The sequence below is a fragment of the Devosia yakushimensis genome (assembly GCF_030159855.1).
Classification (GTDB): Bacteria; Pseudomonadota; Alphaproteobacteria; order Rhizobiales; family Devosiaceae; genus Devosia; species Devosia yakushimensis.
The window spans coordinates 56,654-68,887 of the sequence record NZ_BSNG01000001.1 but is presented as its reverse complement, the minus strand read 5'-3'; the positions used below and the strand labels follow the sequence as shown (position 1 = coordinate 68,887).

Below are 12,234 nucleotides of genomic sequence, written 5' to 3'. Positions count from 1 at the left end.
AGCAACCTGCTCTGGTTTGGGCTTGCGACCATGTCTGAGCGGTGGTGCATCATGGTTCGCCTATTGGCCAAAGGCTTCCGGGTGGAAGGCCCGGGCCATGCTTTCGACGGCATCCACCGTGCTGGGACCGGGCTGGCCCTGCACCGAATTGACCAGGATAAAGCGGTCATTGAGCACAGCCGGCACATTGGCAATGGCGGGCGTGGCCTTGAGAATATCGATGCGGGCCTGCCCCAGTTCCTTGTCGGGATCGGCGACCGCCTGGCCCCCGGCCGTACCGGAATAGAAGACCACGATATATTCGGGCTCGCGCTCGGCCACCTGTTCCCAGCTCACCGCGCCATAGCGATTGGCCACATCGGCAAAGATATTCTCGCCACCCGCCGCGGCCACGGCCTGTGACAGCAGCGTATTGCCCAGCACGGCATTGGGCGCGCTGTCTCCGCCATTATAGATAAAGACCGGAATGGACGGGGCATCGCCCAAGGCGATCCGGACCGCATCGAGACGGACAGAGAGAGCGTCGATCAGCACCTCGCCCCGGTCAGCCACGCCGAAAATGCCGGCCACGGAGCGGATTTCGTCAAACAGCTGCGGGAAGCCGAAGGCGCCCAGATTGCAGCCCTCCACATTGAGCCGCGTCTTCATGCCCAGATCGTGCAATTGGTCGCGGGTATGGCGGGATTCGCTGAAGCCATCGGGATAGCCGGCATAGACGAAATCGGCCTCGGCATCGATCAGCTGCTCGGTGGTGGCGACCAGCGGGGAGAGGATCGGAATACCAGCATAGGCCTGGGCATAGGCGGGACTGATGGTGAGATTGGCCATGTAGGACGTGCCGGCCATCTGCTCTTCGAGGCCAAGGGCCAGCATCAATTCGGTGGCATTGTTGGAAAGCGTCACCGCGCGCTGCGGCGCCGCGTCATAGACCGTAGAGACCCCGCAATTGTCATCGGTCAGCGGATAGAGCCCATCCTGGGCCAGGACAGGCATTGCCAGCGCCAGCGCGGCGACACCGGACAAAAAGATGGAGCGGGAAAAACCATGCAGAGTCATGAAACGGCCTCGGGTTGGAATGAAATCTCGGGAAGGGCTTGCAGCGCGGGCAGAACCTCGCGGCCGAACAGGCTCGCCATGGCCTCGGCCTCGTCGTCGGCAATCTCGCCATTGCAATTGAAGATCAGCCTGATGCTGTCGATGCCGGTGGCCTGCCGCAGGGCGGTGAGTTGCTCGAAGCAATCCTGGGGACTGCCTGAGATCATCTGCTGGTTGAGAAAGGCGTCGCGATCAATGGGCCTGATGGTCTCGAGCGGCCGGTTCTGCGCCTTGGCATAGCGAAGGCGGCGGTCATAGAGCCGGGGCAGCAGGCCATCGACGGCCTCCAGCGCAGCGGCTCTATCCGCCGCAATGGTGACATAGCGCGAAATCGAGAAATCGGCGGGATAGCGGCCGGAAACATTGCCCGTGAGGGCATCATAAACGCCCAATTGCCGGACTTCGGAGGGCTCAAGGCTCAAGAGCAAGGGCAGGCCATGGGTGACGCAGAGCGCCATGGTTTCCGGCGTCGAGCCCGCCACATAGACCGGTATCCGCTCGCCCGGCGCCAGCAGCGGTCCCACCGCATGATCCGAGGCGGGCCAGATGCCATCGGCCGGCGCCAGCGTGGCGCCATGCCAGGCTGCCTGCATCAGCGCGAAGGATTGCTCGAACAATGCGCGCGAATGCGCCGGCTCAATGCCCAGTGCCTGCAAGGTGGTGGGAAACGTGCCCCGCCCGATGCCGAAATCGAACCGGCCGCCGCTCTGGAAATGGAGCTGCGCCACCTGCTCGGCGAGCAGGAAGGGATGATAGAGCGGCAGGACCACGATGGAGGTGCCGACCCGCAGGCGTTCGGTGCGCGCAAAAATGCTCGCGGCCAGCAGGAGCGTCGAGGGATAGGGATCGGGCGGCTGCTGGAAGTGGAACTCGTTGAACCAGATACCATCATAGCCCAATCGGTCCATGCGCGCGCAAAAGCCCAGCACGGCCTGATGATCAAGCGCCTTGGCGCCGCGGGTGAACCCGGCAATATCCACTCTCATGGTTGGGTGGAGGCCGGTGTGGCCAAAGCGTTTGCTCTGGGGGTGTTTAGATGCGCGGTGTCATCCCGGCGAAGGCCGGGATCCATGCTGCGGACCATCCACCTGCCCCGGTGGTCGGGGATAGATGCGGACATGGATTCCGGCCTTCGCCGGGATGACACCGTGGGTGATGTCAGGTCCAGCACCCCTAGCGGCGCAAAATATTGAGTAAAATCAGGATGCATCGAGCCTTTGATCCTCATGCGAGGATGCAAAGACCTGTACTCCCGCCCGGTATTGTGGCGTGTTCATTCCCTGCCCCCTGCCGGGACACCTCGCCCAGCTTCATGGTCTTGCGCTTGGGCAGGTCTCCTGGCTCGCGGCTCGGATGTCTTTCGCTGCCTTCCCGGATCGGTTCGATCCAGTGGCGTGTCTGCGAAAGGCTTGCCGCTTACAGTTGCGAGGGCAGCCACGGTATTGGCCCCTGATGGGTAATCCGCACCGTGTTCCCTTTTAATCCGCGCATCATTGGCGGAACCAAAGCTGTCCTCTCAATGGCACGGCGACGAGGCGAGGGCAAGGGCGCCAAGGGGCCGGGCGGCGCAAGAGGCTTCAGTTTCCCCGATAGTCCTCGTCGGCGACCTGTTCCAGCCATTCCACCACCTTGCCATCGAGCGCTTCCTGGATGGCGATATGGCTCATGCCGGTTGTGGCGCGGGCGCCATGCCAGTGCTTTTCGCCGGGCTCGAACCAGACGACATCGCCCGGCGTAATGTCCTCGACCGGTCCGCCCTCGCGCTGCACCCAGCCCGCGCCGGCGGTGACGATCAGCGTCTGCCCGAGCGGATGGGTATGCCATGCCGTTCGCGCGCCGGGCTCGAAGGTGACCGAGGCGCCCTGGGTGCGGCCTGGCTCGGTTTGGAAGAGCGGATCGATGCGCACGGCTCCGGTAAACCAATCGGCCGGTCCTTTATTGGATGGCGTCGCGCCCGCGCGGGTAATCTTCATGACCAGGCTCCTTGGCGGCTCTCCGCCGCTGACAAAGACCTGTTATAGCGCCCGCCCGGCCCGGAGATTAGCCGCCATTTTTCGCATGCGCTTATGGACCAGGCGCATCAATCAAAGTGCCTTGGCCGGATATTCGAGCTGCATGGCCACCACATTGGCCGTGGGCCCGCCATAGCGGCCGGCGATTTCGGCCAATGTCGCATCGAGCGCTGCGGCGGGTTTGGTGAGGCCCGGTGGGGCGATGGCGGCGCCCGCCGCCCCGATGCGGTCGGGCAGGATGCGGATGCCGTCGCGGTCGGCGATTGGCTCGGCATCCGGGGCACTGGTCAGGGCGCGGGAGCGATAGGTGCGCGACCAGGCATCGGCGACCAGCGCCAGCGACACGGCATCGAAATCGGGCGTCAGCGCCAGATCGATCTCCTCGCGCTGCCAGAAGGCCAGCACATTGCCCATGACGGCGGTAACGAAGGGCCGGGTGAGGCGGAAAGCGCTGCTGTCATGGCTGGCGTCCCATTGGCCCACCCCGATTTCATCCGCCACTTGCTCAGCCCTGGCGCGGCCGGCGATCGCCTCGATCAGGGTGAGCGCCATGGGGATGGAAGCGCTGATGCCGGTGGTGCTGGCAATGCGGCCATCGACCACAAAGCGCCGGTCGGCGACGTAATGGATGCCCGGATGCTCGCCCAGCAGCTCCTTGAGGTAGAACCAGTGCGTCGTGCCGCGCCGGCCCTCGAGTAGTCCGGCAGCGGCGGCCACCTTGGCGCCGGCACAGACGCTGATGATCGTACTGCCCTTATCCGCCTGCTCGCGCAGCCAGGCCATGACGGCCGGATCATCATCCCGGCTCATGGCCGGCACGATGACATAATCGGCCCCCTGCGGATGGGCGGCGTCGAAAGCGGCAATGGTGGCGTCGGGCAGGACGCTGAGCGCCGGATAAAGGCTGACCGGCCCCTCCTCGGTGGCCAGGAGCTGCACATCGGCAATATCGGCGCGGCGCAATATGCCGGCAGGCATCAGGTAATCGGTGGTCTCGGTCGCGTCGTTGAGGCCGATAATGGCGATGACCGGCCGCTCGTTGCGGGGCGCCAGGGCCTGGAGTGTCGCGGCGGTTTCGGTAGCGGGCACCGGCATGGGAGCGGCCGTCGAGCCGGGCGGCAGATTGCCCACCCAGATGCCGAACCCGCCAAGCCCCAGGGCCAGCGCGATTATGACGACGGTGATGACAACGCGTTTCATGCTCCATCCTCCCGATGCGATGGCCGTTGACGCAACAATAATCCTGCGCGATCCTGTCTGAAATGACATAAATCGAGCAAATACTGCCATGCGCCGCCGGATCGGTATCGTCATTCATCCCGGTTTCCAGCTTCTCGATGCCACCGGCCCCATCGCCGCCTTCGAGATGGCATCGCGGTTTTCGCCCCACGGCTACGATGTCGACCTGCTGGCCGCCACACCCGGCCCGGTCGTCAGCTCGTCCGGCCTGACGCTCAGCGCCACGGCGCTGGCGGAGAAGGGCCTCGACACCATCATCGTGTCCGGTGGCGAGTTGATCCGGGACATGGAGGCATTCCGCGCCATCATTGCCTGGCTGGGTGGGATCCGGCCGCGGCGGCTGGCCAGTGTCTGCTCCGGCGCTTTTCTCCTGGCCGAAGCGGGGCGCCTGGATGGCCGCCTCGCCACCACCCACTGGGACAGCACCGAACGCTTCCGCCGCCTCTATCCCCGGGTCGAGCTCGAGCCCGACCGCATCTTCACCCGCCATGACGATATCTGGACCTCGGCCGGCATCACGGCGGGCATCGACCTCACTTTGGCGCTGATCGAAGACGATTTGGGGCCGGCAATCGCCCAGCGGGCAGCCCAGCAATTGGTGGTCCACAAGCGCCGGACCGGCGGCCAGTCGCAATTTTCGGCCCTGCTCGAAATGGGCGGCCATTCCGGGCGCTTTGAAAAGCTCATCGCCTGGATCAAGGCCAATCCGGCCGAGCCGCTCAGCGTCGAACAACTGGCCGGTCACATGGCCATGAGCCCGCGCAATTTCGCCCGCGCCTTTCAGAGGGATGTGGGCACCACCCCCGCCAGGGCGGTGGAAAAACTGCGCGTGGGGCTGGCGCAGGAAGCGGTGGAAAACGGCTTTGGCAGTTTCGAGCAGATTGCGCGGCAATCGGGCTTTCACGACGCCGGGCAGATGCGGCGCGCCTTCCTGCGCGCCCTTGGCCGGCCGCCCCAGGCCCTGCGGCGCGCGCCGTAGGGGCGTTTTGCGGGGGGCGTTATGTGGGTGATGGCGTATCCGTGGTCATCACACCTCTCCCATCCACCGCGCCGCCCTCGGGCCTGACCCGAGGGCCTTTCTCAACTCGGCACAAGTGGCGAGTGACCCTCGGGTCAAGCCCGAGGGAGGCGCGGTGGGGTGGAGGGATGGTGCGAAATGGGTAGAGGCCAGAATGACGCCGCGGGCGATACGAGCCCCAATCTGCCGCCCACACAGCCGCCAAATCGGGTTTTGCGACAACACGTTGACATTTTGTCACGTCAATGACAGCCTTTGTCTTGAGTGAGCCGCGCCGCAAACGATCGGCGCTCCGCACTGTCTAGCGTCGTGTCTGTTCCTGCATTGAGGTCACCGGAGGGGGTGATGCACGGAGCGTGGCCATGCGAATGACCAGAGTGCAAAATCATGGCCGTCCGGGTCCGCTTGTGCATGGCGGGACGAGGCTGGCTGCCGCGCTCCGAACGCCCCTCACAGATGGGGGTGAGAGGTCGTGATCGTTGCCGTCATAATGGTCGTCATTGTCGTCGCGTCGATCCTGTTCCATTTTTTCAGCCCCTGGTGGTTTTCCCCGCTGGCCTCGAACTGGGGCTATATCGACTCGACCCTGGTGCTGACCTTCGCGATTACCGGCGTGGTCTTTGCCGCCGTGGTGCTGTTCGTCGCCTATTGCCTCTACCGTTTCCGCCACCAGGAAGGCCGCAAGGCCAGCTATGAGCCGGAAAACAAGCGGCTCGAAGGCTGGCTCACCGCCATCACCGCCGGCGGCGTCATCGCCATGCTGACCCCGGGCCTGTTCGTCTGGGCGCAATATGTCGAAGTGCCCGAAACGGCCACCGATATCGAAGTGGTCGGCCAGCAATGGCTGTGGAATTTCCGCCTGCCCGGCGCCGATGGCAAACTCGGCAGCGCCGATAACCGCCTGATCAGCGCCGACAATACGCTGGGCATCAATAACCAGGACCCCTTGGGGCAGGACGACCTGGTGGTTGAGGGGGGCGAACTCTACATCCCCGTGGACAAGCCGGTCCGCTTCCTGCTGCGCTCGATCGATGTGCTGCACGATTTCTACGTGCCCGAATTCCGCGCCAAGATGGACATGATCCCCGGCTCGGTCACCTATTTCTGGGTCACCCCGACCCAGACCGGAACCTATGAAATTCTCTGCGCCGAACTGTGCGGCGTGGGACATTCCTATATGCGCGGCACGGTCAATGTCGTGACCGACGAGGAATACCAGGAATGGCTGGCGTCGCAGGCGACGTTTGCCAGCCTCGCCTCCTGAACCGAGGAGAGAGCATTGCCCAAGGCCGCACCAAGACGGCCGGTTTGACTAAAGAGGAGACTTGAGGAGGAGCGTATGGCCGACATCCCCCATGAAGCGAGCGCCACGGTACCGCCCGCCGAAATCGAGGATATGGAACTCTACCACCCGCATAGCTGGTGGACGAAATATGTCTTCTCGCAGGATGCCAAAGTTATCGCCGTGCAATATTCGGCGACCGCTCTGGTCATCGGCTTTGTGGCGCTGGTGCTGTCCTGGCTGATCCGCCTGCAGCTGGGTTTCCCGGGCCTGGTCGAATTCATCGACGCCGACCGCTATTACCAGATCATCACCATGCACGGCATGATCATGGTGGTGTATCTGCTGACCGCCTTGTTCCTGGGGGGCTTCGGCAATTACCTCATTCCGCTGATGGTGGGCGCCCGGGACATGGTGTTCCCCTATGCCAATATGCTCAGCTTCTGGCTCTATTTCGTCGCCGTCATGCTGCTGGTGATCAGCTTTTTCGTGCCGGGCGGACCGACCGGCGCCGGCTGGACGCTCTATCCGCCCCAAGCCATCCTCTCCAATACGCCGGGCCAGCAATGGGGCATCATGCTCATGCTGGTGTCGCTGATCATCTTCATCATCGGCTTCACCATGGGCGGGCTCAACTATACCGTGACCGTGCTGCAGGCGCGGGCCCGCGGCATGACGCTGATGCGCCTGCCCCTCACCATCTGGGGCATTTTCGTCGCCACCGTCATGGCACTGCTGGCCTTTCCGGCCTTGTTCGTCGCCGCGGTGATGATGCTGTTCGACAAATATCTGGGCACCAGCTTCTTCATGCCCACCCTGGTCGAAATGGGCGAACAGCTCAGCTATGGCGGGGGCAGCCCGATCCTCTTCCAGCACCTGTTCTGGTTCTTCGGGCACCCTGAAGTCTATATCGTCGCCCTGCCCGCCTTCGGCATCGTCTCCGACCTCATCAGCACCCATGCCCGCCGCAACATCTTCGGCTACCGCATGATGGTGTGGGCCATTGTCGGCATTGGCGTATTGAGCTTCGTGGTCTGGGCGCACCACATGTATGTGAGCGGCATGAACCCCTATTTCGGGTTCTTCTTTGCCACCACCACCCTGATCATCGCCGTGCCCACGGCCATCAAGGTCTACAACTGGGTGCTGACGCTATGGCGCGGCGATATCCATTTCAATCCGCCCATGCTGTTCGCGCTGGGCTTCATCGTCACCTTCGTCAATGGGGGCCTATCGGGCCTGTTCCTGGGCAATGTGGTGGTCGATGTACCCCTGTCGGATACCATGTTCGTGGTCGCGCACTTCCACATGGTCATGGGGGTGGCGCCGATCCTGGTCATTTTCGGAGCCATCTATCACTGGTATCCCAAGGTCACCGGGCGAATGCTTGGCGACGGCATGGCCAAGTTCCATTTCTGGGTCACCTTCCTGGGTGCCTATCTCATCTTCTTCCCCATGCATTATCTAGGCCTGATGGGGCTGCCCCGGCGCTATTTCGACACGGCCGATATCATGATCATGTCGGACTCGGCGCATCAGCTGAACGCCTTCATCTCGATCATGGCCTTCATTGTCGGCTTCGCCCAGATCGTCTTCGTCTTCAATCTCATCTGGAGCCTGCGCCACGGCAAGCCCTCGGGCCCCAACCCCTGGCGCGCCACGACATTGGAATGGCAGACCCCCACCACCCCGCCGCCGCATGGCAATTGGGGCGATCACCTGCCCAATGTCTATCGCTGGGCCTATGACTACAGCGTGCCCGGCGCCAAGGAGGATTTCATTCCCCAGAACGAGCCCGGGCCGGTGACCAAGGGAGATCCCGGATGAGCGCCATTCTGGGTTTCATCGCGATTCTCACCCTGATCGTGGGCTGGTTCCTGTCGCGCCATGGGCTGGCGACCAAGCCCTGGCTCGAAGTCGATTCCGCCGGTGGCCTGGCTGCCCCCAATCCCAGCCCCTATGCCCCGGCGCAAGTGGGACTGGGCGTGTTCCTGGCCGTGGTGGGATCGCTTTTTGCGCTGCTGATCACTGGCTATCTGCTGCGTTCGGAGGGGCTGGACTGGCGGACCATGCCCCTGCCCTGGATCGTCTGGCCCAATACGCTGACCCTGCTCGGCACCGGCATTGCACTCGAATGGGCGCTCTGGGCCGCCAGACGCGGCGACACCGCCCTGGTGCGCGCTGGCGTGCTCATCGCCAGCTTCTGCGCCCTGCTATTCCTGGTCGGGCAATTCGCCGCCTGGCGCATGCTGGCGGCGTCAGGCAATTTCGTCAATTCCGGCCCCGCCGACAGCTTTTTCTACCTGATGACGGCGGCCCATGGCCTGCACGTGATCGGCGGCATGTTCGCCCTGGCCGGCACGTTCGAGCGGATCAGGCGGCGCGACCGTGCCGACCGCATCCGGCTCAGCGTCGAGCTTTCCGCCACCTATTGGCTGTTCATGCTGCTGATCTGGGCGCTGCTGCTGGCGGTGCTGTCCGGCTCGGCCGGTGAATTCCTGGCCCTGTGCGGCCAGATCCTGTCGCAAGGAGGTCTGCCATGAGCGATCCTGCCGTAACGCCCTCGCACGAGACTTCGGCGCGGGTTCCCGGCCTGCGCGGCATCGTCGCCGACTGGTCCTCCGACCAGCGCTCGTTCAAGACCGCCTCCTGGGGCAAGGTGATGATGTGGGTGTTCCTGCTCAGCGACACCTTCATCTTCGGCTGTTTCCTGCTCTCCTACATGACGGCGCGCATGTCAACGACCGTGACCTGGCCCAATGCCAGCGAAGTGTTTTCGCTGGAGATTGCCGGCCACCACATGCCGCTCCTGCTCATCGCCATCATGACCTTCGTCTTGATCACCTCGAGCGGCACCATGGCCATGGCGGTCAATTACGGCTATCGCCGCGACCGCAGGAAAACCGCGATTCTCATGCTGCTGACCGCCCTCTTCGGCGCCATGTTCGTGGGCATGCAGGCCTTTGAATGGAGCAAGCTGATTTCCGAGGGCGTCCGCCCCTGGGAAAATCCCTTCGGCGCCCAGCAATTCGGCGCCATCTTCTTCATGATCACCGGCTTTCACGGCACCCACGTCACCATCGGGGTGATCTTCCTTTTGATCGTGGCCCGAAAAGTCTGGCGCGGGGATTTCGATACCGGCCGACCCGGCTTCTTCACCGCCCGCAAGGGACGCTATGAGATCGTCGAAATCATGGGCCTCTACTGGCACTTCGTCGATCTGGTCTGGGTCTTCATTTTCGCCTTCTTCTACCTGTGGTGAAACGAGATGAGTCATTCAGCGACAGCCGCCGCAACGCCCACCGCCAGCCATGACGAGAACCAGCAGCATCCCATCCGGCTCTATCTCACCGTATGGGTCTGGCTCTTCATCCTCAGCGTCGGCTCCTACATGGTCGATATCCTGCAATTCCAGGGCCTCTTGCGCTGGGGATTGATCGTCGTGCTGATGCTGCTCAAGGCCGGGCTCATCGTCTCGATCTTCATGCATATGCGCTGGGAACGGCTGGCGCTGAGCTACGCCATCCTGGTGCCGCCGGTCCTGATCCTGGTCTTCGTGGCGCTGATGGCGCTGGAATCCCACCACACCCTGCTGACCCGGGTGCTGTTCCTCAACGGGGGGACGTGAGGGCTCTTCTAGGTTCGTTCCGCAGCCCGTACACAACCACAGCGTCATTCCCGCGAAGGCGGGAATCCACTCTTTCTGGAAGCATCCCGACAAGCAGAATGGATTCCCGCCTTCGCGGGAATGACGCCGTGAGTGTTGACCTCCTTGCGGCCGTACGGCGGTCTCACCCCCGCAGCAGCGGCAACAAGTGCTGGCCCTGCCGTTTGATTTCGTTGAGATAGGGCGTGTCGGACAAGACGAAATGGGTAATGCCCAGCGCCTCATATTTGCGCAGCGCATTGGCGACATCAGCAGCTGAACCGACCAGCCAGGTCGTTCCCGCTCCGCCACCGCCATGGCGGCCCGGCGCGGTGTAAAGATTGTCGTCGAGCACATCGCCCTGGGCCTGCAGATCGAGCAGGCGCTGCTGCCCCACCGCGACGGCCCGCTTGTGATCGCTCCATCTCCCGCTTTGTCCCTCGGCCATGGCCGCGACCTTCGCCTCGGCATCGGCCCAGGCCTCCGCCGTCGTGTCGCGCACCAGCGTCGTGATCCGCAGCCCGAATTCCAGCGCCGGCAGGTCGCGGTCCACGGCCTTGCTCAGGGCCTTGAGCCGCTCGATCCGCTCGGCAATGCCGGCCAGCGGTTCGCCCCAGAAGAGCTGCACATCGGCCTCGCTGGCCGCCACGCGCTCGGCCGCATCCGAAGCGCCACCGAAATAGAGTTTGGGATGGAGCCGCTCGCCCCGTGCTTCGATTCGGGGCACCACGGTCGAACCCGCCACCTGGAAGTGCTCGCCCGCCGCGGTCACATTCTCCTCGGTCCAGAGCCGGCGCACCAGGGCCATGAATTCCCTGGTGCGGGCATAGCGATGGGCCTGATCGCCTTCGCTGTCGCCATAGGCGGCCAGATTGTCCTGGCCCGAAACGATATTGATCCGTACTCGTCCGCCGGTCAGCTGATCGAGCGTTGCCGCCGCCGAAGCGAAATTGGCCGGCCGCCAATAGCCCGGCCGGATCGCAATCAGCGGCTCGAAAGTCGTCGTGCGCGCCGCCAGCGCCGCGGCGAGGGTAAAGGTATCGGGCCGCCCCCAGCCCGTGCCGATCAACGCGCCCCGCCAGCCATGCTCTTCCAGGGCCCTGGCATGGCTGGTCAAAGTCTCAAGGCTGTTATGGCCGTCACTGGCCGTGTCACCCCGATGACCGGGCTTCACGTCATTGGGAATGTACCAGAGGAATTCGGAAGTGCTGCTCATGCTCGAAAGCTAGCGGCAATGCCGGGGCCAATCCCGTCATTTTGAACAGCGCATCGGCGAAGCTTTGCTTTTCGCTGGGCCTAATGCGGCCGTTCCGGCGCCTCCCGCAACAACCCCTCGACCAGTTGGCGATAGGCGGCAGTAGCGCGTTTGGACGTCGCGACCGGGTCCTCCGCATTGGCGATCCATTGCGCCGCATAACAGGATGCGCCCGTCACCATGCGAGCCGTTGCCTCGGTATCGATATCGCGGATGGCGCCCTCGGCCAGGAGCGCATCAAGGCTGGTCTTCATGGCCATGATGCAGCCATTCGCGCTCGGCCAGGAGGCCGGATCGCCCATGACGGCCGGACCGTCGCGCAGCATGATGCGGCCGATTTCGGGCTCGAGCGCCATTTCGATATAGCCGATCCCCTCCTCGACAAAGCCTTCCCAGCGGCTCGGGGCCCTGGCGGCTCTCTCCTTGAGGCGCAGGGTCATTTCCCCGTCGATCTCAGCGACAACGGCCTCGAACAGCCCCTTCTTGTCGCCGAAATGGTGATAGAGCGCGCCGCGCGTCAGCCCGGCTTCGGCGGTGAAATCATCCATCGAGGCCTCGGCATAGCCCAGCGTGGCAAAGGCCTGCCGCCCCGCGGCCAGGAGCTTGGCGCGGGTCTCGACGATCATTTCCTGACGGGTTCTGCGTGTCATACCGATACCTACTCACATACGGCTCGAATGTCAATTG

Annotated in this window: 12 protein-coding genes and 1 riboswitch; of the genes, 6 read left to right on the top strand and 6 right to left on the bottom strand. The window is 63.7% G+C overall.

Translation table 11 applies throughout. The features are described 5' to 3' along the window. Positions 1 to 60 precede the first annotated feature (60 nt). The 4 genes from QQL79_RS00295 to QQL79_RS00280 all read right to left on the bottom strand — a co-directional run bounded on the left by QQL79_RS00295 (position 61) and on the right by QQL79_RS00280 (position 4,307). The gene (locus QQL79_RS00295; RefSeq protein WP_284386814.1) at positions 61 to 1,056 is read right to left on the bottom strand and encodes an ABC transporter substrate-binding protein; all 996 of its coding nucleotides are present in this window, start codon (positions 1,054 to 1,056) and stop codon (positions 61 to 63) included. Then, positions 1,053 to 2,081 carry an LLM class flavin-dependent oxidoreductase gene (locus tag QQL79_RS00290; protein WP_284386812.1) on the bottom strand — a complete coding sequence of 343 codons (1,029 nt, stop codon included), beginning with the start codon at positions 2,079 to 2,081 and terminating at the stop codon, positions 1,053 to 1,055. Before QQL79_RS00290 ends, QQL79_RS00295 begins: the two co-directional genes overlap by 4 nt. A 324-nt stretch (positions 2,082 to 2,405) precedes the next feature. After that, positions 2,406 to 2,617, bottom strand: a riboswitch (cobalamin riboswitch). A 55-nt stretch (positions 2,618 to 2,672) separates the two neighbouring features. Continuing rightward, entirely contained in the window at positions 2,673 to 3,068 is a 396-nt protein-coding gene (locus QQL79_RS00285; protein WP_284386810.1) for a (R)-mandelonitrile lyase, read from the bottom strand. 111 nt (positions 3,069 to 3,179) lie between these two features. Continuing rightward, entirely contained in the window at positions 3,180 to 4,307 is a 1,128-nt protein-coding gene (locus QQL79_RS00280) for a DJ-1/PfpI family protein (RefSeq protein WP_284386809.1), read from the bottom strand. Between the two features lie 88 nt (positions 4,308 to 4,395). On the opposite strand from QQL79_RS00280, the gene QQL79_RS00275 reads away from it, so the two are divergent. The 6 genes from QQL79_RS00275 to QQL79_RS00250 all read left to right on the top strand — a co-directional run bounded on the left by QQL79_RS00275 (position 4,396) and on the right by QQL79_RS00250 (position 10,274). Then, complete coding sequence (locus QQL79_RS00275; RefSeq protein WP_284386806.1) at positions 4,396 to 5,325, top strand: GlxA family transcriptional regulator; 930 nt, start codon at positions 4,396 to 4,398, stop codon at positions 5,323 to 5,325. A 511-nt stretch (positions 5,326 to 5,836) separates the two neighbouring features. After that, positions 5,837 to 6,628: a cytochrome c oxidase subunit II gene (gene coxB, locus QQL79_RS00270; RefSeq protein ID WP_284386805.1), complete on the top strand. Its 792-nt coding sequence runs from the start codon at positions 5,837 to 5,839 to the stop codon at positions 6,626 to 6,628. A gap of 75 nt (positions 6,629 to 6,703) precedes the next feature. Beyond that, positions 6,704 to 8,473 (top strand): cytochrome c oxidase subunit I, encoded by a 1,770-nt coding sequence (locus QQL79_RS00265; protein WP_284386804.1) that lies wholly within the window; start codon positions 6,704 to 6,706, stop codon positions 8,471 to 8,473. Then, complete coding sequence (locus QQL79_RS00260; RefSeq protein WP_284386803.1) at positions 8,470 to 9,189, top strand: cytochrome c oxidase subunit 3; 720 nt, start codon at positions 8,470 to 8,472, stop codon at positions 9,187 to 9,189. The genes QQL79_RS00265 and QQL79_RS00260 overlap by 4 nt, the downstream gene beginning before the upstream one ends. Continuing rightward, the gene (locus tag QQL79_RS00255) at positions 9,186 to 9,908 is read left to right on the top strand and encodes a heme-copper oxidase subunit III family protein (protein WP_284386801.1); all 723 of its coding nucleotides are present in this window, start codon (positions 9,186 to 9,188) and stop codon (positions 9,906 to 9,908) included. The genes QQL79_RS00260 and QQL79_RS00255 overlap by 4 nt, the downstream gene beginning before the upstream one ends. 6 nt (positions 9,909 to 9,914) lie before the next feature. Beyond that, the gene (locus tag QQL79_RS00250) at positions 9,915 to 10,274 is read left to right on the top strand and encodes a cytochrome C oxidase subunit IV family protein (RefSeq protein WP_284386799.1); all 360 of its coding nucleotides are present in this window, start codon (positions 9,915 to 9,917) and stop codon (positions 10,272 to 10,274) included. Positions 10,275 to 10,437: 163 nt separating this feature from the next. On the opposite strand, the gene QQL79_RS00245 is transcribed toward QQL79_RS00250, so the two are convergent. Together QQL79_RS00245 and QQL79_RS00240 are read right to left on the bottom strand one after the other, a co-directional pair. Continuing rightward, positions 10,438 to 11,508 carry an LLM class flavin-dependent oxidoreductase gene (locus tag QQL79_RS00245; protein ID WP_284386797.1) on the bottom strand — a complete coding sequence of 357 codons (1,071 nt, stop codon included), beginning with the start codon at positions 11,506 to 11,508 and terminating at the stop codon, positions 10,438 to 10,440. A gap of 80 nt (positions 11,509 to 11,588) precedes the next feature. Next, positions 11,589 to 12,197: a TetR/AcrR family transcriptional regulator gene (locus tag QQL79_RS00240; RefSeq protein ID WP_284386795.1), complete on the bottom strand. Its 609-nt coding sequence runs from the start codon at positions 12,195 to 12,197 to the stop codon at positions 11,589 to 11,591. Positions 12,198 to 12,234: the final 37 nt, after the last annotated feature.

What these genes read in the sequence shown, in the direction of transcription:
- QQL79_RS00295 (WP_284386814.1), bottom strand. Translation starts at nt 1,056, where the DNA reads ATGACTCTGCATGGTTTTTCCCGCTCCATCTTTTTGTCCGGTGTCGCC.
- QQL79_RS00290 (WP_284386812.1), bottom strand. Translation starts at nt 2,081, where the DNA reads ATGAGAGTGGATATTGCCGGGTTCACCCGCGGCGCCAAGGCGCTTGAT.
- QQL79_RS00285 (WP_284386810.1), bottom strand. Translation starts at nt 3,068, where the DNA reads ATGAAGATTACCCGCGCGGGCGCGACGCCATCCAATAAAGGACCGGCC.
- QQL79_RS00280 (WP_284386809.1), bottom strand. Translation starts at nt 4,307, where the DNA reads ATGAAACGCGTTGTCATCACCGTCGTCATAATCGCGCTGGCCCTGGGG.
- QQL79_RS00275 (WP_284386806.1), top strand. Translation starts at nt 4,396, where the DNA reads ATGCGCCGCCGGATCGGTATCGTCATTCATCCCGGTTTCCAGCTTCTC.
- QQL79_RS00265 (WP_284386804.1), top strand. Translation starts at nt 6,704, where the DNA reads ATGGCCGACATCCCCCATGAAGCGAGCGCCACGGTACCGCCCGCCGAA.
- QQL79_RS00260 (WP_284386803.1), top strand. Translation starts at nt 8,470, where the DNA reads ATGAGCGCCATTCTGGGTTTCATCGCGATTCTCACCCTGATCGTGGGC.
- QQL79_RS00255 (WP_284386801.1), top strand. Translation starts at nt 9,186, where the DNA reads ATGAGCGATCCTGCCGTAACGCCCTCGCACGAGACTTCGGCGCGGGTT.
- QQL79_RS00250 (WP_284386799.1), top strand. Translation starts at nt 9,915, where the DNA reads ATGAGTCATTCAGCGACAGCCGCCGCAACGCCCACCGCCAGCCATGAC.
- QQL79_RS00245 (WP_284386797.1), bottom strand. Translation starts at nt 11,508, where the DNA reads ATGAGCAGCACTTCCGAATTCCTCTGGTACATTCCCAATGACGTGAAG.
- QQL79_RS00240 (WP_284386795.1), bottom strand. Translation starts at nt 12,197, where the DNA reads ATGACACGCAGAACCCGTCAGGAAATGATCGTCGAGACCCGCGCCAAG.